The 21017-nt window shown below is 60.3% G+C and carries 24 protein-coding genes and 1 pseudogene; 12 read left to right on the plus strand and 13 right to left on the minus strand.

The window, feature by feature from the left end; all coding sequences use genetic code 11:
* Both chrA and OEG84_RS09900 read right to left on the minus strand, forming a co-directional pair.
* A complete protein-coding gene (gene chrA / locus OEG84_RS09895) occupies window positions 1-1308 on the minus strand; it encodes a chromate efflux transporter (protein ID WP_267653605.1) in 1308 nt (435 codons plus the stop codon).
* On the minus strand, window positions 1301-1642 hold the full coding sequence (locus OEG84_RS09900; RefSeq protein WP_267653606.1) for a rhodanese-like domain-containing protein: 342 nt from the start codon (window positions 1640-1642) through the stop codon (window positions 1301-1303). Before OEG84_RS09900 ends, chrA begins: the two co-directional genes overlap by 8 nt.
* Window positions 1643-2009: 367 nt before the next feature.
* Here OEG84_RS09900 and OEG84_RS09905 point away from each other — a divergent pair, with 367 nt between their 5' ends.
* Both OEG84_RS09905 and pth read left to right on the plus strand, forming a co-directional pair.
* Window positions 2010-2648: a 50S ribosomal protein L25/general stress protein Ctc gene (locus OEG84_RS09905; protein WP_267653607.1), complete on the plus strand. Its 639-nt coding sequence runs from the start codon at window positions 2010-2012 to the stop codon at window positions 2646-2648.
* Window positions 2649-2681: 33 nt separating this feature from the next.
* Window positions 2682-3428, plus strand: a complete 747-nt coding sequence (pth, locus tag OEG84_RS09910) for an aminoacyl-tRNA hydrolase (RefSeq protein WP_267653608.1) — start codon at window positions 2682-2684, stop codon at window positions 3426-3428.
* 36 nt (window positions 3429-3464) lie between these two features.
* Here the strand turns inward: pth and OEG84_RS09915 are convergent, their stop codons facing one another.
* The gene (locus tag OEG84_RS09915) at window positions 3465-3845 is read right to left on the minus strand and encodes a hypothetical protein (protein ID WP_267653609.1); all 381 of its coding nucleotides are present in this window, start codon (window positions 3843-3845) and stop codon (window positions 3465-3467) included.
* 139 nt (window positions 3846-3984) lie between these two features.
* Complete coding sequence (locus OEG84_RS09920; protein ID WP_267653610.1) at window positions 3985-4743, minus strand: SDR family NAD(P)-dependent oxidoreductase; 759 nt, start codon at window positions 4741-4743, stop codon at window positions 3985-3987.
* Between the two features lie 160 nt (window positions 4744-4903).
* On the opposite strand from OEG84_RS09920, the gene OEG84_RS09925 reads away from it, so the two are divergent.
* From OEG84_RS09925 to OEG84_RS09940, 4 genes are all read left to right on the plus strand, one after another.
* Window positions 4904-5386, plus strand: a complete 483-nt coding sequence (locus OEG84_RS09925; RefSeq protein WP_267653611.1) for an AraC family transcriptional regulator — start codon at window positions 4904-4906, stop codon at window positions 5384-5386.
* Between the two features lie 29 nt (window positions 5387-5415).
* Window positions 5416-5793: a helix-turn-helix domain-containing protein gene (locus OEG84_RS09930; protein ID WP_267653612.1), complete on the plus strand. Its 378-nt coding sequence runs from the start codon at window positions 5416-5418 to the stop codon at window positions 5791-5793.
* 177 nt (window positions 5794-5970) lie between these two features.
* Window positions 5971-7074: a redox-regulated ATPase YchF gene (gene ychF, locus OEG84_RS09935; protein WP_267656148.1), complete on the plus strand. Its 1104-nt coding sequence runs from the start codon at window positions 5971-5973 to the stop codon at window positions 7072-7074.
* Between the two features lie 101 nt (window positions 7075-7175).
* The gene (locus OEG84_RS09940; protein ID WP_267653613.1) at window positions 7176-7835 is read left to right on the plus strand and encodes a metal-dependent hydrolase; all 660 of its coding nucleotides are present in this window, start codon (window positions 7176-7178) and stop codon (window positions 7833-7835) included.
* A gap of 85 nt (window positions 7836-7920) precedes the next feature.
* Here OEG84_RS09940 and OEG84_RS09945 read toward each other — a convergent pair whose 3' ends face one another.
* Window positions 7921-8127: a YgaP family membrane protein gene (locus OEG84_RS09945; protein WP_267653614.1), complete on the minus strand. Its 207-nt coding sequence runs from the start codon at window positions 8125-8127 to the stop codon at window positions 7921-7923.
* 171 nt (window positions 8128-8298) lie between these two features.
* On the opposite strand from OEG84_RS09945, the gene OEG84_RS09950 reads away from it, so the two are divergent.
* Window positions 8299-8772 (plus strand): MaoC family dehydratase, encoded by a 474-nt coding sequence (locus OEG84_RS09950; protein ID WP_267653615.1) that lies wholly within the window; start codon window positions 8299-8301, stop codon window positions 8770-8772.
* Complete coding sequence (locus OEG84_RS09955; RefSeq protein WP_267653616.1) at window positions 8769-9251, plus strand: MaoC family dehydratase; 483 nt, start codon at window positions 8769-8771, stop codon at window positions 9249-9251. The genes OEG84_RS09950 and OEG84_RS09955 overlap by 4 nt, the downstream gene beginning before the upstream one ends.
* Before the next feature lie 46 nt (window positions 9252-9297).
* On the opposite strand, the gene OEG84_RS09960 is transcribed toward OEG84_RS09955, so the two are convergent.
* The 6 genes from OEG84_RS09960 to OEG84_RS09985 all read right to left on the minus strand — a co-directional run bounded on the left by OEG84_RS09960 (window position 9298) and on the right by OEG84_RS09985 (window position 16676).
* Complete coding sequence (locus OEG84_RS09960) at window positions 9298-9840, minus strand: adenine phosphoribosyltransferase (RefSeq protein ID WP_267653617.1); 543 nt, start codon at window positions 9838-9840, stop codon at window positions 9298-9300.
* Window positions 9841-9964: 124 nt separating this feature from the next.
* Window positions 9965-10816: a cytochrome c1 gene (locus OEG84_RS09965; protein WP_267653618.1), complete on the minus strand. Its 852-nt coding sequence runs from the start codon at window positions 10814-10816 to the stop codon at window positions 9965-9967.
* 26 nt (window positions 10817-10842) lie between these two features.
* Window positions 10843-12129 carry a cytochrome b gene (locus OEG84_RS09970; RefSeq protein ID WP_267653619.1) on the minus strand — a complete coding sequence of 429 codons (1287 nt, stop codon included), beginning with the start codon at window positions 12127-12129 and terminating at the stop codon, window positions 10843-10845.
* A 13-nt stretch (window positions 12130-12142) separates the two neighbouring features.
* Entirely contained in the window at window positions 12143-12721 is a 579-nt protein-coding gene (gene petA, locus OEG84_RS09975) for a ubiquinol-cytochrome c reductase iron-sulfur subunit (protein WP_267653620.1), read from the minus strand.
* 183 nt (window positions 12722-12904) lie between these two features.
* On the minus strand, window positions 12905-14773 hold the full coding sequence (locus OEG84_RS09980; protein WP_267653621.1) for an ABC transporter ATP-binding protein: 1869 nt from the start codon (window positions 14771-14773) through the stop codon (window positions 12905-12907).
* A 55-nt stretch (window positions 14774-14828) separates the two neighbouring features.
* On the minus strand, window positions 14829-16676 hold the full coding sequence (locus tag OEG84_RS09985; protein ID WP_267653622.1) for an ABC transporter ATP-binding protein: 1848 nt from the start codon (window positions 16674-16676) through the stop codon (window positions 14829-14831).
* Between the two features lie 244 nt (window positions 16677-16920).
* On the opposite strand from OEG84_RS09985, the gene OEG84_RS09990 reads away from it, so the two are divergent.
* The gene (locus tag OEG84_RS09990) at window positions 16921-17388 is read left to right on the plus strand and encodes a tRNA (cytidine(34)-2'-O)-methyltransferase (RefSeq protein ID WP_267653623.1); all 468 of its coding nucleotides are present in this window, start codon (window positions 16921-16923) and stop codon (window positions 17386-17388) included.
* Between the two features lie 12 nt (window positions 17389-17400).
* Here OEG84_RS09990 and OEG84_RS09995 read toward each other — a convergent pair whose 3' ends face one another.
* Window positions 17401-17784, minus strand: coding sequence for a VOC family protein (locus tag OEG84_RS09995; RefSeq protein WP_267653624.1), 384 nt, complete (start codon window positions 17782-17784; stop codon window positions 17401-17403).
* Window positions 17785-17874: 90 nt separating this feature from the next.
* Here OEG84_RS09995 and soxR point away from each other — a divergent pair, with 90 nt between their 5' ends.
* Entirely contained in the window at window positions 17875-18339 is a 465-nt protein-coding gene (gene soxR, locus OEG84_RS10000) for a redox-sensitive transcriptional activator SoxR (RefSeq protein WP_267653625.1), read from the plus strand.
* A gap of 52 nt (window positions 18340-18391) precedes the next feature.
* Here soxR and OEG84_RS10005 read toward each other — a convergent pair whose 3' ends face one another.
* The gene (locus OEG84_RS10005; RefSeq protein ID WP_267653626.1) at window positions 18392-18652 is read right to left on the minus strand and encodes a hypothetical protein; all 261 of its coding nucleotides are present in this window, start codon (window positions 18650-18652) and stop codon (window positions 18392-18394) included.
* A 213-nt stretch (window positions 18653-18865) separates the two neighbouring features.
* On the opposite strand from OEG84_RS10005, the gene hemF reads away from it, so the two are divergent.
* Together hemF and OEG84_RS10015 are read left to right on the plus strand one after the other, a co-directional pair.
* Window positions 18866-19777, plus strand: a complete 912-nt coding sequence (gene hemF / locus OEG84_RS10010) for an oxygen-dependent coproporphyrinogen oxidase (RefSeq protein ID WP_267653627.1) — start codon at window positions 18866-18868, stop codon at window positions 19775-19777.
* Between the two features lie 205 nt (window positions 19778-19982).
* Window positions 19983-21008 (plus strand): annotated as a pseudogene (locus OEG84_RS10015) (ABC transporter substrate-binding protein).
* The last annotated feature ends 9 nt before the right edge of the window (window positions 21009-21017 follow it).

Raw genomic sequence — 21017 nt, forward strand, 5'->3', positions numbered from 1 at the left:
TCAGGCAAGCAACGTCGCCGCCACGCCGGCAAGCGTGGCGCCACCCAGCACGACAAACAGATTGGCGTGAAAGCGCAACAGCGCCACGCCCGCTCCGAGCGCGATTGCCAGTGCGGCCAGATCAAGGCTTGCCGGATCGACAACAGGCAGAGTCAACGCCCCCAGCCTGGTCTCCACCACCGACCCGAACAGCACGTGAAGCGCAAACCAGACCGCCAGGTTAGCGATCACCCCGACCACCGCCGCGGTAATCGCCGACAGGCCGGCTGACAGCCACTGCACCGAGCGCAACCGCTCGATATGCGGCGCACCGATGAAGATCCATAAAAAACACGGCACGAAGGTGAAAAACAACGCCACCGCCCCGCCCATCAACCCGCCAACAAGCGGCTCGAGGCCCGCTTCCCGCGCGCCGCCAAGAAAACCGACAAACACCAGCACGAGGATCAGCGGCCCGGGTGTGGTTTCCGCCAGCCCCAGCCCCGCCAGCATGTCGCCCGGCATCAGCCAGCCATGCACCTCGACCGCCTGCTGGCCGACATAGGCCAACACGGCATAGGCGCCGCCAAAGGTAACGATCGCCGCCTTGGAGAAGAACCAGCCCATGGCGGCAAAGGCCTCGGGCACGCCAGGCAGGTACGAAAGCAACGCCAGCGGTGCAAGCCAGATCAGCCCCCAGACCAGCAATGTGCGGAGCGTCTGACCGGCCAGCGGACCGGTATCATCCTGGTCGATCACAACGACCGAGGACGCATCACGTCGCACAGCCGAGCGGCTAATACCGATCACCCCGGCGCCAAGCACGATCAGCGGAAACGGCAGCTTCAAAAATGCAATGGCGACCAAGGCCGAGATCGCCAGCGCCCAGGCGAAGCGCGATTTCAGTGCCCGCCGGGATACTTTCACAAGTGCCTCGACGACAATGGCCAGCACCGCCGCCTTGAGACCAAACAGAATGCCTGCCACCACCGGCAGGTCGCCATGGCGAAAATAGAGCGCCGACAACGCAATGATGACGGCAAAGCCCGGCAACACGAACAACAGCCCGGCAAGCAAGCCGCCTTTTATGCCGCGCATCAGCCAGCCCGAATAGGTGGCAAGCTGCATCGCCTCCGGGCCCGGCAGCAGCATGCAGAAATTAAGCGCGTGCAGGAACCGTGGCTCATCCAGCCATGGCCTGATTTCGACCAGTTCCCGGTGCATCAGCGCGATCTGGCCGGCAGGACCGCCGAACGACAACAGACCAATGCGCCCGAAGACGCGAAACATTTCACCGTAGGAGGGCTGTGAGCTCTTATCCTCACGCATCGGTGGCTTCCACCGGCTCAACCACCAGACCCGCATCCTTCCAGGCTTCAAAACCGCCTGTCAGGACAACGGCTTCTACACCCTGCTCTTTGAGGACCCCGCACACCGCCTGGCTCACCTCGTGCCCGTGAACGCAATAGACTGCCACTACCCTGCCCCTGAATTCGTTGGCCCATCGCTCTGCACCAAACGGATGTCGCCAGACAGAGCCGGCAATCATCAGCCCGGAGATCGCCCGCGCCGGCGGTTTCCTGACACCGTCGATGGTCAGTTCCGCGGCGATTGCGGCTAGTTCGGCGGACAATAAAGTGGATTGACCATGAATTTGTGACATGTTGCGGCTCCGCAGCATTTGCATGTATTGCGGAGCTTGGAGCCAAGGCTCTCGACAGGAGTTCCGGTTATCCCCGTGCGGTGAATCTAGCCATCACCGGATGCTGCGTCAATTCGCCTGATCGTCGTAACGGTGCGGCAGAGCGCAAATACCAAGCCGCGCCTCTTGCCGGCATGCCACGGCGCCACGCCCGACGGGCCCGATCCCTTGCATTTGCGCGGGTGCTCGGTTATAGCGGCCACGTCCGTGCAGACACCCTTGGAGGCAACGCGGATGAGGCGCCGGCAACGGCGCTTGATGCTTTTTGGAACCAGCGCAAGCCGGCCACCCGGAAGCAGCCCCAAATAGAACCTCGAAAGGACTTGCCATGAGCAAAGTTGCATATGAGCTTAAGGCCGAGGCGCGCGAACGGGTTGGTAAGGGGTCCGCCCGTGAACTTCGCCGCAACGGTTTGATTCCCGCTGTCATCTATGGTGACAAGCAAGAGCCGGTTTCCATCGCGCTCTCGCGCAAGGATGTTACCCTGAAGATCCATGCTGGTGGCTTCATGACCACGCTGGCCACCATCGTGGTCGACGGCAAGAAGTACAGCGTCCTGCCCAAGGACTACCAGCTTGACCCGGTACGTGACTTCCTGATGCACGTGGATTTCCTGCGCATCTCGAAGAACACCCGCGTGACCGTCGAAATCCCGGTTCACTTCCAGAACGAAGAAGCATCGCCCGGCCTCAAGCGCGGCGGCGTTCTCAACGTTGTGCGCCACACGGTCGAGTGCCAGTGCCCTGCCAATGCGATCCCCGATTCGATCATCGTCGATCTCACCGGTCTGGAAATCGGCGACGGCATTCACATCTCGCATGTGAAGCTGGCCGAAGGTGTTGAGCCGACGATCACCGATCGCGACTTTACCATCGCCACCATCGCATCACCTGCAGGCCTCAAGAGCGACGACAACGCCGCCACCGATGAAGCCGAAGGCGAAGCTGAAGGCGAAACCGAAGAATAAGCCGTTTCGGCGTTTTTTTGAGGATCAGGATCCATGCTGCTTATCGCGGGACTTGGAAATCCGGGCTCTCAATACGCTAGAAACCGGCACAATGTCGGCTTCATGGCGGCGGACGCAATTGCCCGCCGCCATTCGTTTTCCGGGTTTTCGAAAAAATTCCGGGGTGAAATCGCCGAAGGCACACTTGCCGGCGAGAAAGTCCTGCTGCTCAAGCCGATGACCTTCATGAACCTGTCGGGCGACAGCGTTGGCGAAGCCATGCGGTTCTACAAGCTCGCCCCTTCCGACATCATCGTCATCCATGACGAACTCGATCTGGCGCCCGGCAAGCTCAAGCTCAAGACAGGCGGTGGCAATGGTGGTCATAACGGGCTCAAATCAATCGATGCCCATTGCGGCAAGGACTACAAGCGGCTCCGGATCGGCATCGGCCATCCCGGACACAAGGACCGTGTCAGCCCTTATGTGCTGGGCGATTTCGCCAAGTCGGACATGGAATGGCTGGAGCCGTTGCTGGACGCAATTGCCGACAACGCCGAATTGCTGGCGCGCGGCGATGATGCAGGTTTTCTCAACAAGCTGGCGCTGGCCACCGGTTCGGCAGCGCCGAAACCCGCCAAGCCGGCCAAACAACCGGTCAAGCCCGACGTCGCTGCCGAAACAAAGCCCAAGCCAGCGGCCAAATCGCACATCCATCAGGCGCGACAGGGCAAGCCCTCCTTGCCCGCATCGGGACCGATGGCAGAAATGCTGAGAAAATTGCTGGGCGGCAACAAGTAGCCAATCCGCGTCCGAAGACGCAGGCAGGAGCGCGGTTCAGCTTTTCAGTTCAGCAATCCGCTGCCAGAACAGATCGACAAAGCCGCCGATGCCGGCTTCGATCAGATGGGCCATGCCGAGCCCGGCGCCATCGACCAGCAGCATCGCACCAAGACCGCCAAGCACCGAGAATGTGACGCACAGCCTGAGGTTTCGCAGGCTATCGAGCTTGTAATAGCCCGCATCGTCAAACTCGGTACCCCACAGATAGTCCCCCCAGCTATAACCGCTGGAGACCAGAATATTGACCGCCGGCGTATCCGACAGCTTGTCCGGATAGAGGTTGGACACCGCCCGGATCACATGCGCAAACACGCCAATGAGGGCAAACACGAAGCCCGCGACGACAAAATGCCAGGTGGCTAGCTCGGTTTCCATGCGCTCTCTCCCAAGGCTGACAAATGCAAGCATCCCACAAAAACCTTTCAGCCGGGTTGATCCGCCAGATGGCGGCACGGGAACCGGCGACTGCGCAAGTTCCCGAACTACCATCGGCACAGACTCGACCGCTGGTAGTCTAGAGGTACATTCCGCCCGACACCTCGATCCGCTGCGCCGTCATCCATTGGCTGCCGCCAAGCAGCATGCTGGCGATCGCCTCGCCAATATCGTCGGGCAGACCGACCCGCCCCATTGCCGTGTTGCCGGCGACAAAGGCATTGGCATCGGGATTGTCGCGAACCGCGCCGCCGCCGAAATCGGTTTCAATGGCGCCCGGCGCAATAACGTTGACGGCAATGCCGCGTGGGCCCAGTTCCCTGGCCTGATAGCGGGTCAGAACCTCGATTGCGCCCTTCATCGCGGCATAGGCGGCAAATCCCGGCGTGCTAAATCGCGCAAGACCGGTGGAGACATTGAGAATGCGACCGCCATCTTCGAGCAGCGGCAGCAACCGCTGGGTGATAAAGAACACGCCCTTGAGATGGACATTCATCAGCGTGTCGAATTGCTCTTCGGTGGTATCGGTAAAAGCGGCATGGATACCCATGCCGACATTGTTGACCAGAAAGTCGAACCGATCCCGCCCCCACAGATTCTTCAGTGTTTGCGCAAGCTGCTCGGCGAAACCTGCAAATTGGGCCAGGTCTCCGGTATCAAGCTGCAGGGCGGCGGCCGTCCCGCCAAGGGCTTCGATATCCTTTACAGCGGCGGCAGCCTCTTCCGCGCGCGACAGATAAGTGATGATGATGCCTGCGCCCTGTCGGGCAAGATGAAGTGCGGCGTTGCGGCCCAGGCCACGGCTGCCGCCGGTGATAAGTGCGATTGGGTGGGTCATGTCAGGCTCCTGCGGTTCGAGATGAGTGCAAGCTAGCCGCAAGGCTGCCGTCATGCCTGCCGGATTCTCCGCAAGTTTTGCCCAATCCTCCAAAGCCTCACATCCCAGCGTGACCCCATGCACCTGATGTTCTATCTCTGAAAGCCGAAAGGACAGCCCCATGACGATACCCGACCTGGCCCGACGCGTGGATGAATTCATCGGCAGCAGCACTGATACCCTTATGGGGCGCGCGACCGACATCGTCGGCCTCTATGTTCATCGCCAGACCCAGCCGAGCCGGTTTGAAGCCGTGGTTTACAATCCGGTGATCTGCCTGAACCTGCAAGGCTGCAAGGAAGTGACGATCGGCGACCGATCGGTGATATCGGGTACCGGCGAGTCCCTGATTGTCAGCCATGACCTGCCAGTCATGGCGCGGGTTATCGAAGCCAGCCCGCAGCACCCATATCTGGCAATCATCATCGGGCTGGATATCGCGATCCTGCGCAGCCTCGTCGAGGACGTCGGAACCGCGCTCGCCGAGCAGCGCCAACCCAAACCGCTTGCCGCAAGCGCCGCCGAGCCAGCTCTTGTCGCGGCGGTTGGACGCTACTTCGCCCTCGCAAATAATCCTGTCGAAGCCAAGGTAATGGCCCCCTGATACTCAAGGAAATCCATTTCCGGCTGCTGATGGCCAATCATGGCGGCATGCTCCGGCAACTGATGCAGCGCGACAGCCATGCCAGCCGGATATCGCGCGCCATTGGCAGGATCCAGACCGATTACCACGTCCCCCTGGCCGTGGCCGGACTTGCCGATGAAGCTGGCATGAGTCCGTCATCGTTCCATCAGCATTTCAAGCAGATCACCGGAACCACCCCGCTCCAGTACCAGAAGGATCTGCGGTTGATGGAGGCGCGTCGGCTGATCGCCATGGACGGGCATTCGGTGTCTTCCGCCGCCTATGAGGTGGGCTATGAGAGCGCCACCCAATTCAGCCGGGAATACGCAAGAAAATTCGGCAGCCCTCCCCGCAACGATGTCTTTCGCCCCGGCATCGCGCTATAGAGAGCTTCTTGGCTTGATGGAACAAATATCGGGGCAACGTGGCCTCCCGCAGGACCAACCACAGGTCAATCCGGACCTTTTGTCGGGCCTCGCCGACGGTTAGCGCTGCTCGCCCCTTGACGCGGCACGTCACATCCATACAAAGCCGCAAGTATCTACGTGAAGGACAGCAATTCCATGGGTTTCAAATGCGGTATCGTCGGACTGCCCAATGTCGGCAAGTCCACCCTGTTCAACGCACTGACGCGCACCGCTGCCGCGCAGGCTGCGAATTACCCGTTCTGCACGATCGAGCCCAACACCGGCGAGGTCGCGGTTCCCGATCCGCGTATGCGCAAACTGGCTGAAGTGGCCGGGTCGAAAGAGATCATCCCCACACGCATGGCCTTTGTCGACATCGCCGGCCTGGTGCGCGGCGCCTCCAAGGGTGAAGGCCTGGGCAACAAGTTTTTGGCCAACATTCGCGAAGTCGACGCCATCGTCCATGTGCTGCGCTGCTTCGAAGACGACGACATCACCCATGTCGAAGGCCGCATTGACCCTGTCAGCGATGCCGACACCATCGAAACCGAGTTGATGATCTCCGACCTCGAAAGCCTCGAGCGCCGCACCGATCAGGCCCGCAAGCGCGCCGCCTCGAAGGACAAGGAGTCGATGACGCTGTTGCCGATGATGGAAGCGTCGTTGAAACTGCTGCAGGACGGCAAACCGGTCCGCACCATGCTGAAGGACCTGGCGGACGAAGACCTTGAGATCCTCAGGGGCCTCAACCTTCTGACCGCTCATCCAGTGCTTTATGTCTGCAATGTCTCCGAAGCCGATGCCGTGGACGGCAACGCGCACACCCAGGCCGTCGCCAAGATGGCAGCCGAACAGGGTGCGGAAAGCATTGTCGTTTCCGCGGCAATCGAATCTGAAGTGGCGCAACTGCCGGACGAGGAATCACAGGAATATCTTGCAGCGCTCGGGCTCGAAGAAGCCGGCCTCGACCGGCTGATTCGCGCCGGTTACCATCTGCTCGACCTGATTACCTATTTTACCGTCGGACCCAAGGAAACCCGGGCCTGGACGATTGAGCGCGGTACCAAGGCGCCCGCCGCCGCCGGTGTCATTCACACCGATTTCGAACGCGGCTTCATCCGCGCCTTCACCATTGCCTACGACGACTATGTGACTCTCGGCGGCGAAGTGCCGGCCAAGGAAGCCGGCAAGGCTCGCGACGAAGGCAAGGAATATGTCGTTCAGGACGGCGACGTCATCCACTTCCGTTTCAATACCTGAAAACGCTCACCATCCCCGCAGCAACGGGCTGCCGGGATGGTCGGTCATATCTTCGTGAGCCTGCTTGCGCGAGCGCCCTGTTCCGCGCAAGGTCGGCCGCAATGAACACCCAGACTCACATCTTGCTTGCAGCGGGGTTGCTGACCCGACCCGGACGCGAGAACCGCCGCAACAATGCCGCGGTTCTGGTGGGCGCCTTTGCGCCCGATGCGTTGATCTTCGTCATGTTCGTCTGGTCGAAACTGACTGGCGTTCCTGAAAACGAGGTGTGGCGGGTCTGGTATTTTAACCCGCCATGGCTCACCGCCATCGACTGGATGAACTCGATACCGTTGTTTACGGCAATCGCCTTGCTGGCCTGGCTGCTGATGCGCCGCAGCCAGAGCTTCGCATCAGTGGCGATGATGGTGATGTTGTTCGCGCTCGCCGCTCTCACCCACATATTTGGCGACCTGCCGCTGCATGTGAACGATGGCCACGCCCATTTCGTGCCCTTTAGCCAGTGGCGCTTTGTTTCGCCGGTTTCCTATTGGGACCCACGGCACTATGGCGACATCTTCTCCAAACTCGAACTGGCGCTTGCACTGGCGCTGATCGTGATTTTGTGGCGACGCTTCGACACCCGGCTGGTGCGAGCCGTATTGGCACTGACAACGCTGGCCTATGCTGTTCCTTATGTCTGGTTCGTCCTGCTCGGCGGCCATGCCGAACACAACGCCGCAGCAGCGCTGATCCACACGCTTCCCGTAGAGGTTGGATAGAATATCCCGCTATGAGCATGCCAATAGTCGCCCAGCCCGATCTGGTGGACGGGCGGCCCCACCCCACCAGACCGGGTGTCGGCCTTCAACCCTTGCGTACCGGGCAGGTTGAAAGGCCGAACAGCGAATACAGTGGGCAGGTGCCAAACAGACCGGTAAACAGCGGAATGATGCCAATCAGCGCGGCATAGCGCCATGCTGCATCCGGATAGATGAAATACAGTGAAAGCAGCACAACACCGGCAATGATGCGCAGGATACGGTCGAATTGACCAACATTTGACTTGAACATGAAGGGGCTCCTTGAATTTGATCCCGGCAAGTCCGCCGGTATGTATTTATCATACGTTATATAAGAGTTCGCGATTTGACCGGGATCAAGCCAACCCGCTAGATCCTTTCACGTCTAAACCAAATCAACTATGTTGCACCGCGAAGCAGTTTTGAGAAAGCGACAAGCCTGATGCCCGAGCAAGACCTTCTCTATTTCGAGGACATGAGTCCCGGAACCATCTTTCCGCTCGGCCCCAAGGATGTGACCGCCGACGAGATCATAGCCTTTGCCATGGAGTTCGACCCGCAGCCCATGCATATCGATGCCGAAGCCGGCGCCGCCTCGATTCTTGGCGGTCTGGCAGCTTCAGGCTGGCACACATGCGCCATGATGATGCGGATGATGGCAGATAGCTATCTGCTGCGCACCGCCGCTGAGGGAGCTCCAGGGATTGACCACGTGCGATGGAGAAAACCGGTGCTTGCCGGCGATGTCCTGAGCGGCGAGACCCGGGTGCTCGAGGCCCGCGAATCGCGTTCCCGGCCGGGCATCGGCATCGTCAGTCTGCGCCATGAATTGCGCAACCAGATCGGCGATACGGTTATTGAATCCGAAAACCCGGTGATGGTGCGCCTGCGGCCGCAGGAAGGCGGTGAGGCATGAGTATCGAGACCGACTACGAACTGGGCGTCCGCCGCGATCTCGGCAGCCATGTCTTTACCGCCGAGGCGATAATCGCCTTTGCCCGACAATTCGACCCGCAGCGCTTTCACGTCGATGCTGAGGCGGCCAAAAACACCGTTTTTGGCGGTCTTTGCGCTTCCGGTTGGCACACCTCGGCTACCTGGATGAAGCTCAACATCCGCTCAATCGAAAATGACGTGGCAAAAGCCCAAGCCGACGGCCGGACGCCGCCCGAATTCGGCCCTTCGCCCGGGATTCGCAACATTCGCTGGTTCAAACCGGTTTTCGCGGGCGACGAGATCCGCTATTCGCGCATCAACCGCGGCGCCCGTCCGCTCAATTCGCGTCCGGGCTGGTCAGTGCTCGAAACCAGCGCCGAAGCCCATGACAAGGCCGGCAACATAGTGATGAGTTTTGATTCTGCCGTGCTGATCAAATTGCCCGAAGCTGGCGATTGAGGCATCGCCGGGCATCAGGAGCGCCGGAAACCAGTTCCGGCGCGCCTCAGTGCCCCTCGTAGGAAATCAGTGTACGAACCTGAACGCCAAGGTTTTCGAGCTTCTTGCGTCCACCGAGATCCGGCAGATCGATGACAAAGCAGGCGGCAACGATGTTGGCGCCCATCTGCCTGAGCAATTTCACGGCACCCTCGGCAGTGCCGCCGGTGGCAATCAGGTCATCGACCAGGATCACGCTTTCGCCCTCGGCGACCGCATCCTTGTGCATTTCCATTTCATCAAGCCCGTATTCGAGGCTGTAGGCCACGCGCACGGTCTCATGCGGCAGCTTGCCCTTCTTGCGAATTGGCACAAACCCGGCCGACAGTTGGTGCGCCATCGCGCCGCCGAGAATGAAGCCACGCGCCTCGATACCTGCCACCTTTGAAACCTGCAGCCCGGCATAGGGGTGCACCAACCCGTCGACCGCCCGGCGAAACGCCCGCGGTTGACCCAACAGCGTGGTGATGTCGCGAAACAGGATGCCCGGCTTGGGATAGTCCGGAATGGTGCGTATGGCGGCGCGGAGTTCGGTACTCAGTTCGGACATGGTTTGGTTCCCGGATTGCGGTTTAATGTGCGATGCGATGGGGTCCGGCGCAAGCTGGTTTGTGCCGACACGAAAACGCCGCCCGGAGGCGGCGTCTTGGGAAGTCGCGATCAGGCAATGCCGATCAATGATCCTTGTTGGCGTAGACTGACTTCTTCGTCAGATACATCAGCCCCGAGAAGATCAGCAGGAACACCATCACCATGAACCCGGTGCGCTTGCGCTCTTCCATGTGCGGCTCGGCAGCCCACATCATGAACGCAGCCACATCCTTGGAGTACTGATCAAGCGTTTCCGGAGAACCGTCATCATAAGTGATCTGACCATCCGACAAAGGCTGCGCCATCGCCAGCGCGGGGCCGGCAAGGAAGTAGGGGTTGTAGTGGGCGTTTTCCGGAACCTCAACACCTGCCGGCGCTTCCTGATAGCCTGTCAGCAGCGAATAGATGTAGTTCGGGCCGCTCTCGTTGTAGCCAGTGAAGATATCGAAAACGAACTGCGGGAAACCGCGCTCCGCGTAGCGGGCCTTGGCCAGCAGCGAAAAGTCTGGCGGAACCGCACCATTGTTGGACGCTGCCGCCGCCGCATCATTGGGGAACGGCGAAGGGAAGTAGTCGGCCGGAATGGCAGCGCGCGTAAACATGTCGCCTTCATCATTGGGGCCGTCCTCGACCTCGTATTCGGCGGCCAGCGTCTTGACCTGGTCTTCAGAGTAGCCGAGCGCCACGAGCGAACGGAACGGCACCAGGTTCATCGAATGGCAAGCCGAGCAGGTCTCCACATAGACCTTCAGGCCGCGCTGCAACTGGCCCCGGTCGAAGGTCCCGAACGGACCCGCGAAAGACCAGTCTACTTCGCGCAGATGGTTGATCGGGTAATGCGGCGTAGCATTTTCATGCTCGGCTGCAACTGCAGGGCCAGTGCCGATAACGGCAGCCATGGCGAGCGGAACGATGCTTGCAAGAAGCGTTTTCATATCTCAGATCCTTTCCGTCGCGCCGCTCAGCCGCGGGTTTCTGGTGAAGCGGCCCCGCCCTTGCCGCCATTCTTGGCGAGCACGGCTTCGGTAATCGAGTTCGGCAGACGCTTGGGCGTTTCAACCAGCCCCAGCACCGGCAGAATGACCAGGAAGAACGCGAAGTAGTAGAGCGTCGCGATCTGCGCCATGGTCGTGTAGGTGCCCTCTGCGGGCTTGGCGCCGAGCCATCCCAGAAAAATCGCGTTAGCCACGAAGACCCAGAAGAACAGCTTGTACCAAGGACGATAGACCGCCGAACGAACCTTCGAGGTATCAAGCCAGGGCAGCACGAACAGCACGGCAATCGAACCGAACATGGCGAGCACGCCACCAAGCTTGGAATCGATGGGTCCGATGTTGAAGGTGATGGCACGCAGGATCGCGTAGAACGGCAGGAAGTACCATTCAGGCACGATATGTGCAGGCGTCTTCAGCGAATTGGCCGGAATGTAGTTGTCGGCATGGCCGAGGAAGTTCGGCATGTAGAAGATGAAATAAGCGAACACGAGCAGGAAGATGCTCATCGCCAGACCATCCTTGATGGTCGCGTAAGGTGTGAACGCCACCGTGTCGGTCTTCGATTTCACTTCGACGCCGGTCGGGTTGGTCTGGCCCGTCACATGCAGCGCCCAGACGTGCAGGATAACCACACCGGCGATCATGAACGGCAGCAGGTAATGCAGCGAGAAGAAGCGGTTGAGCGTCGGGTTGTCGACCGCAAATCCGCCGAGCAGCAATTGCTGGATCGGCTCCCCGATACCGGGGAAGGCGGTAAAGAACCCGGTGATCACCGTGGCCCCCCAGAACGACATCTGACCCCAGGGCAGCACATAACCCATGAAGGCCGTGGCCATCATCAGAAGCAGGATGACAACGCCGAGGATCCACAGCACTTCGCGCGGCGCCTTGTAGGAGCCGTAATACATGCCGCGGGCAATATGCAGGTAAACCGCCAGGAAAAAGAACGAGGCGCCGTTGGCGTGCATGTAGCGCAGCAGCCAGCCGGAATTGACGTCACGCATGATCTTCTCGACCGACTGGAAGGCCAGCGAGGTGTCCGCAGCGTAGTGCATCGCCAGCACGATGCCGGTCACCAGCTGCACCACCAGCATTATCGAAAGAATGCCGCCGAAGGTGTAGGCGTAATTGAGGTTTCGCGGCACCGGATAGGAGACGAAACTGTCATGAACCAGCCGCGGCAGCGGCAGGCGTGAATCGATCCACTTTCCGAAACCGGAAGTGGGCTGGTAGGTCGAATGATCCCCACTCATCGTCTATATCCCCTTAGCCGATTTTAATGACAGTGTCTGAAATGAAGGCGAATTCCGGAACGGCCAGATTTTCCGGCGCCGGGCCTTTGCGAATTCGGCCGGCAGTATCGTAATGCGAGCCGTGGCAGGGGCAGAACCAACCGCCGAAATCACCGGACTGGCCCAGCGGAATGCAGCCCAGATGGGTGCAAACGCCGACCATAACCAGCCAGTTTTCCTTGCCTTCGCCAGCCGAGCGATCAATATCGGTCGCCATCGAACTGGCGGAAATATTTGCGTTGCGCGCCACCGGATCCTTGAGATCGTCGATCGCCACCGCCTTGGCCTCTTCGACCTCGGCTTCGGTGCGGTTGCGGATGAACACCGGCTTGCCGCGCCATTTAACTGTCAGCGACATGCCTGGCTCAAGGCTTTCGACGTCCACTTCGATGGACGACACCGCAAGCGTCGAGGCATCCGGGCGCATCTGGTCGATAAACGGCCAGGCGAAACTGCCCACCCCGACCACGCCCGCCATCCCTGTGGCGATATAAAGAAAATCGCGGCGGTTGGGTTCGCCTGCGCCTTCGCTCTGTGTCATTGGCTCACTCACGGCTCAACGTCCTCTTTGAAGCTGCGTCCGGACCAGCTTTCCATCCCATAGCCTTAGCCGGATTCGGCCAGTTTCGACAATGCGGCGGAATTCTGTCAATCGCGCGGTTTCTAAGCGGGTTGAACCGATAAGTCCAGACCGGACGAAGGTAGAAGGACACATTGTCGCGAGAAATTCGCTTGCCTATTCCGCCGCTTCGTCAACTCCGATGAATCCACCCGACTGCCGAGCCCATAAATCCGCGTAAAGCCCGCCTTGTGCAATCAGTTCGCCATGCGTGCCCACTTCGATGATGCGGCCTTCATCCATCACCACCAACCGGTCCATCCGGGCGATGGTCGACAGTCTGTGGGCGATGGCGATGACGGTTTTTCCTTCCATCAGCTCATCGAGATTCTCCTGAATCGCAGCCTCAACCTCCGAATCAAGTGCCGACGTTGCTTCATCCAGCACCAGGATCGGCGCGTCCTTGAGCATCACCCGGGCAATGGCGATGCGTTGGCGCTGGCCGCCGGAGAGCTTGACGCCGCGATCACCGACATGCGCATCAAGCCCTGTACGGCCGCGCTGGTCCGACAGCTTTTCGATGAAATCGAGCGCCTCCGCCCGCCGCGCTGCTTCCTTGATCTCCTCATCATCGGCGTCAGGACGTCCAAACACGATGTTTTCGCGAATCGATCTGTGCAGCAGCGAGGTATCCTGGGTCACCATGCCGATCGCTTGCCGCAGTGATTCCTGGGTGACGCCGGCAATATCCTGTCCGTCGACTTCAATCCGCCCGGACCGCAATTCGTAAAACCTCAGCAGCAGATTGACGAAGGTCGATTTGCCCGCGCCCGAGCGCCCGACCAGCCCCATTTTTTCGCCCGGCCTGATGCTCAGCGACAAATCATTAATCACCGGCAGCTTCGGGTCATAACTGAAGCTAGCGTGATCGAAGCGAATCCCGGCGCGATCGATCTCAAGTTCGCCAGCATCTTCGCGGTCGGTCAGGGCAATCGGACGCGCCACCAGTTCGGCCGAATTCTGCACCGTTCCTAAATTGCGCATCAGGCTGTTGAGCTGGGTCATCATCCGCCCCAGCAGCATGTTGAGCCTGAGCACCAGAGACAGCGTGAAAGCCACCGCCCCGACCGAAATGGCACTGGACAGCCACAGGTCAATCGAAAACGCGGCAATCGCCGCGATCATCAGTCCCGACAGCAACGCCAGCGCGGCACGCACCCCGGTCAGATGTCGGGTAAAGGGCAGGATGGCGGCGATGAACTGATCGAACCCGGCCCGGATATAGCGGTCATTGTCGGCTTCACGGGCGTAGAGCTTTAGCGTCTGGATGTTGGAATAACTGTCAGTCAGCCGCCCGGTCAGCATTGCCGAGGCCTCGGCGCTGGCACGGGCATGGCGACGAATGCGCGGCACGAAATAGCGCGCCAGCACCGCAAATGCTGCAATCCACACCAGCACCAGCGCCGACAGCCGCCAGTCAAGCTGCGCCACCAGCGCCATAGTGGTGGCGGTGTAGATGAAGATGAACCACACCACCTGTAGCAGTGATACCATGAAATCACCGGTCGCCTGCCCCGCCGACCAGACCTTGGTGACGATGCGACCAGCGAAATCATTCTGGAAGAAGCTCAGATCCTGCCGCGACACATGCGCATGTGCCTGCCAGCGCACCAGATTGTAAAAACCCGGCACCACCGTCTGCTCCTCGACCAGAGCCGCGACCGTGACGACGACAAACCGCGCCAGTACGACCACGAACAGCATGAAGGCGAGCGTTGGCCCATGCGCGCCGATCAATCCCTCCCAGCCGGTCGAAGGATCGGCGGCGTCGAGCACGTCGACCAGCCGGCCGACAAAATAGAACAGTGCCGCCTCAAGCAGCGCCACCAGACCACCAAGCGCCAGCATGGCGGCAAACGCCCCCTTGGCCTGGCTGACATAATAGCTCAGGAACTTCACCGTCGACGCCGGTGGCCGGTAGCTCTGGCGCCGGGCAAAGGGGTCGATCCAGTGCTCGAACAGGTTAAGGATGGGTCGGAAAATCATGCCGGCAACAATAGTGCGCGCTTGCGCTTTGGCAATCTCCCCGGCGTACGAAGCGTCACTCTGCCGCCGCCTCTTCGGCTGCGTCGATGAACCCGCCCGATTGCCGCGCCCACAGATCGGCATAGATCCCGCCCGAGACGATCAAATCCTCATGCACCCCGGTTTCGACAATCTCGCCCGCATCAAGCACCACCAGCCGGTCCATCTGGGCAATCGTTGACAGTCGGTGCGCGATGGCGATCACCGTCTTGTTTTCCATCAGCGCGAACAGGTTGTCCTGGATTGCCGATTCGACTTCCGAATCGAGCGCCGAGGTTGCCTCGTCGAGCACCAGGATCGGCGCATCCTTGAGAAACACCCGGGCAATGGCGATGCGCTGGCGCTGACCACCGGACAGCTTGACCCCGCGTTCACCGACATGGGCGTCAAGTCCTGTGCGGCCGGCGAGGTCCTCCAGTCCGGCGATGAATTCAAGCGCATTGGCCTTGCGTGCCGCCTCAAGGATCTCCGCTTCGCTGGCTTCGGGGCGACCGTAGGCGATGTTCTCGCGCACAGACCTGTGCAGCAGTGAGGTATCCTGGCTGACCATGCCGACCTGGGCGCGCAGGCTGTCCTGACTGACCTCGGAAATGTCCTGGCCATCGATCAGCACCCGGCCGGATTCCAGATTGTAAAACCGGAGCAGCAGATTGACGAGCGTCGTCTTGCCGGCGCCGGAGCGGCCGACCAGCCCGATCTTCTCGCCAGGCTTGATCGAGAGCGACAGGTTTTCGATCACGCCGCTCTGCTTGCCATAGTGAAACCGGACGTTCTCGAACGAGATCGCTCCCTTCTTGGCGACAATGGCGCCAGCGCCCGGGCTGTCGACCACCTCATGCGGCTTGATCATCATGCCCATGCCGTCCTGGACAACGCCGATATTCTCGAAGAAGCCTGACACTTCCCACATGATCCACTGCGACATGCCGTTGACCCTGAGCGAGAGCCCGATGACGATCGCAATCGAGCCTACCGAGACAATGCCTGTGAGCCAGAAGCCGATCGACATCGCCGAGACCACAAACACCAGAACCGAATTGTTGAAATAGATCAGCGACTGGAACAGCGTCACCTGGCGCATCTGCCGGTGCACGGTCTGCAGGAACATATCCATGCTTTCCTGGGCATAGGCCTCCTCGCGCCCGGCATGGGAGAACAGCTTGACCGTCGAGATATTGGTGTAGCTGTCGACCACTCGGCCGGTCATCGCCGAGCGGGCATCGGCCTGATCGGTCGAAATCCGCTTCAGTTTCGGCACAAAATGCACAATCAGGCCGATATAGACCGCCAGCCAGAACAGCAACGGCAGCACCAGCCGCCACTCGGCGCTGGCCACCATGCCGATCATGGCGATGAAATAGACCGAGACATAGACGAACACATCCAACAGCTTCATAACCGCTTCGCGGATCGACAGCGACGTCTGCATCACCTTGGTGGCGACCCGGCCGGCAAACTCGTTGGAGAAGAAATTCAGGCTCTGGCGCAGCAGGTAGCGGTGCATCTGCCAGCGCGCGATCATCGGGAAATTGCCCAGCAGCGTCTGGTGGATGATCAGCGAATGCAACAGCACCGTCACCGGCAGGGCGATCAGCACGATCCCGCCCATCAGCATCAGCCGACCGGATTCGCGTTCGATAAAGCCCTGCGGATCGGAATTGGCGAGCCAGTCGACGATTGACCCGAGAAACCCGAACAGCATGACCTCGCCGATCGAGATCAGCGCGGTCAATATGCCCATTGCAATCAGCCACGGCGCGGCATCACGGGAATAATGCCAGCAAAAAGCCACCAGCCCTTCAGGCGGCGCCGTCGGCGGGGCGGCGGGGTACGGATTCAGTTGCCGTTCAAACCATGCAAACATAAGCGTATCCTGCAGGCGGCCACGCCGCGCAAATTCAAGTGAAGACCGAACACCCGGCGCATGGCGCTCCACACACAACCAAGCAGTCGGTCAGGATTGGGCCGTCCGGTCGCTGCTATCAGCGTGACGGGGACGGGCGCAGCATGATTCCACGCAGGAATCGCAAAGCGTCTGTTTACACGCTTGCGCGACCGCACGAAAGACACCCCTTCAAGCGCGCGCAAAGCTGTGACATGAAAGCGACATGACCAAACCGCTTATCGCCCTTTACCAGCCCGACATTCCCGGCAACACCGGCGCTATCCTGCGCCTGGGTGCCTGCATGGGCATCGACATCCACATCATCGGGCCGCCGGGCTTCGATCTTTCCGACCGGTCGCTCAAGCGCGCCGGCATGGATTACATCGAAATGGCCACGCTGACCCGCCACGATGGCTGGGAGGAATTCGAGATCTGGCGCAAGGTCGAGGCTCGGCGGCTGGTGCTGATGACCACCAAGTCCGCCACGCCCTATATCGATGAGACCGGCCCGACTCTGGGCGAGCGCGATATCGTGCTGTTTGGCCGCGAAAGCGCCGGTGTGCCGGAAAAGGTCCACGACGCCGCTGATGTGCGCCTGACCATTCCGATGATCGAGGGTCGTCGCAGCCTCAACCTCGCCATGAGCGTGGCGATGATGGCCGGCGAGATCACCCGCCGGTTTGGTTTGTAACCCACCAGCGCCTCAGTCATAGCTGACGATCTCAAACTCGATGTCGTTCTCGTCGTTGAAATAGAACCGCCTGCCCGGCTCATAATCGGCGTGGTTGAATGGCGTGTAGCCAAGCGCCTTGACCCTTGCCTCCACCGCATCGAGATCATCGACAACGATGCCGACATGATTGAGATTGGCCACCTCGCCACGCGGATTGTCGTGACGGGGCCGTGGTGCTTCCGGCGTGTAGATCGCCAGATAGTTATCATCGGTGCCGACATGGATCGACAGCCCGCCATTGCTTGCCGGCCCCTGCCAGCGAATTTTCCAGCCAAACAAATCGCACATCCATTTGGCGGTGGCCGGCGCGTCCGCGACATTGAAATTGACATGTTCGAGGAATGATTGGGCCATGGGGTTTTTCCTTTTCCCGTAAGGATTGCCTGTGATGTAACCCATGCTACTTTCTCAAGTGAACTTGAGGTCAAGAGGTTTTTTCAGATCATGCCGAATCCATCCAGACAGGGATTGTTGACAATCGGCGAGGTCGCCAGCCGCACCGGTCTCGCCGTCTCCGCTATCCGCTATTATGACGATCAGGGCCTGGTCGCCGCGCGCCGCACGCCGGGTGGGAAGCGCATGTTCCTCCGCTCCGACATCAGGCGGTTATCATTCATCCTGATCGCCCAGCAAATGGGTTTTTCGCTTGAGGAGATCCGCATCCAATTGAAGCAATTGCCGCTGGAGCGCACCCCGACAAAACGCGACTGGGAGAAGATCAGCCGCGGCTTTCGCAGCCATCTCGACGCGCGCATCGCCATGCTCGAGCGGTTGCGCGACCGGCTCGACGGCTGCATCGGCTGCGGCTGCCTCTCGCTCGAAGCCTGCAAGCTCTACAATCCCGGCGACCGAATGCGCGAGACCGGCACCGGACCGCGGCTGGTGCTGCAAAAGCAGGCGGACGAATAGGCTGGGTGAAACCGGAAGCTGCCGGGCAGCCCCCGCGAACGGCAGCGCCCGCTCAATCCGCCGTCGGCAGCCGCCGCATGGTGAATTCAATCTGGTCGTCGGGAAGCGGACGCCAGCTCTCGACTTCGGTCCAGTAGGCAGCCTTGGGCCATGTCGAAAACCATTCCCGCGCCTTCTCCCGCGCCTCGCCCCGGCTCAGCCGATAGGTTTCGCGCACGAACCCGCCGGATGTGCCGGCGGATTTCTCCTTGCGCGCCCTGGCAATCTCGCGGCGCAGGCCTTCAAGCGGCGGGCGTTGTTGAAACCGGCTCACGTTGTCTCCTTGCTGAGCCAAATTTAGCGCAAAACCAGCGTGACGGCGAGTCCCTTGCCACACCACGCCGGGATCAGCCGGAACCGTCAACCGCCGAGCCTGGCACCTTGTCCTCGATGGACCGGCACAATTTTGGCGGTTGCGTCAGTCTGGCTAGGTTACAACGTCTCGACGCTGCTGCTATGAGGTTGTGACTGCTAGCGAGGACTTTGTATGCAACGCCCCAATTTGCCGGTCGGACTCCCCGACGACATCGAAGACAAGAAGAACAAGGCCCGCAGCTGGTTTGAACGCCTGCGCGACCAGATCTGCGCCAGTTTCGAGACCCTCGAGGACGAGGCTGACCATCCACAGTGTCCGGGCGAGGCCGGCCGCTTTGAACGCACCCCGTGGCTGCGCGACGAGGGTGCCGGCGGCGGCGGCACGATGTCGATCCTCAAGGGTCGGCTGTTTGAAAAAGCCGGTGTGCATACCTCGACCGTGCATGGCGAGTTCTCGCCTGAATTCCGCAAGCAGATCCCCGGCGCAGAGGAAGATCCACGGTTCTGGGCGTCGGGCATTTCACTGATTGCCCACCCGACCAATCCGCACGTGCCGACGGTGCACATGAACACCCGCATGGTGGTGACCTCGAGCCACTGGTTTGGCGGCGGCGCCGACCTGACCCCGGTGCTCGACAACCGCCGCACCCAGACCGATCCGGACACGCAGCTGTTTCACCGCGCCATGGAAATTGCCTGCTCCCGCCACGAAGTGGCCGATTACCCGCGCTACAAGGACTGGTGCGACGAGTATTTCTTCCTGCCCCATCGCAACGAGGCGCGTGGCATTGGCGGCATTTTCTACGACTGGCTGCACAGCGACGCGGAGGCCGGTGGGTGGGACGCTGATCTGGCCTTTACCCAGGATGTCGGTCGCGCCTTCAATGTGGTCTATCCGAAAATCGTCCGCGCCAATTTCAACAAGCCCTGGACCGACGCGGAACGCACCGAGCAACTCATTCGCCGCGGCCGCTATGTCGAATTCAACCTGCTCTATGATCGCGGCACCATTTTCGGCCTGAAGACCGGCGGCAATGTCAGCTCGATCCTGTCTTCGCTGCCACCCGTGGTGATGTATCCGTAAGTCTCCCGGCCTGCAAATTCCGGCAAAACGGCAGGGATTGATGCACCGGCAAATACGGCTTTGCCGGTGCATGCATCCAATCTCAAAAATATCAATGATTTGATAATTCAGAAAACTGTAACAATTGTTCTTGCCTCGGGCGGAGTGTCTTGACACACTTCCACCTGTCGGGTCGCACGCGCCCTGACGCAAAGGGAGGAAGAACATGTACAGATCGCTTATTGCGGGCTTCGCGCTCGCCGCATCGACAGTGCTCGGATCCGGAACCGCGCTGGCCGAAAGTGTAACCTGATACTGCTCTGCCGATGAAGCCTGGTGCCAGTTGATGGCACGCGGTTTCGAGGAGGAAACCGGCATCCAGGTCGACATGACCCGCAAGAGTTCCGGCGAGACCTTTGCCCAGGTCAAGGCCGAAGCGGCCAATCCCAAGGGCGACGTCTGGTGGGGTGGCACTGGCGACCCGCATCTGCAGGCAGCCGAGGAAGGCCTGACCTAGGAATACATCTCGCCGATGCGCGACCAACTCAACGACTGGGCCATCAGGCAGGCGGAATCTTCGGGCAACAAGACCATCGGCATCTATTCCGGTGCGCTCGGATTTGGCTACAACAAGGACCTGCTGGAAAAAAACAACCTGCCGGTGCCGGCCTGCTGGAAGGACCTGACCAAGCCCGAGTACAAGGGCCAGGTGCAGATCGCCAGCCCGAATTCCTCGGGCACCGCCTACACCACGCTCGCCACCATGGTGCAGCTGTTTGGCGAAGAAGGCGGCTTTCAGTACATGAAGGACCTGCACAAGAACATCAACCAGTACACCAAATTCGGCTCTGCGCCGATCAAGGCCGCAGGTCTTGGCGAAAACACCATCGGCATCGTCTTCATGCACGATGCCGTGGCCCAGGCTGCCAGCGGCTTTCCGATCGTCACCGTGGCGCCTTGCGAAGGTACCGGGTACGAGATCGGCTCGATGTCCCTGATCAAGGATGGCCGCCACCCGGAAGCCGCGCGCAAATTCTACGACTGGGCATTGTCTGCCGAAGTCCAGTCGCGCGCCAAGGATGTCAAATCATTCCAGGTTCCGTCCAACAAGGCGGCAACCCAGTCCGAGATGGCACCCGACCTGTCGACCATCAAGCTGATCGACTACGACTTCAAGAAGTACGGCTCGTCGGATGAGCGCAAGCGGCTCTTGAAGAAGTGGGACGACGACGTCTCGACATTGCCGCAGTAAACGGTGCCG

The organism is Hoeflea algicola, assembly GCF_026619415.1.
GTDB classification, from domain to species: domain Bacteria; phylum Pseudomonadota; class Alphaproteobacteria; order Rhizobiales; family Rhizobiaceae; genus Hoeflea; species Hoeflea algicola.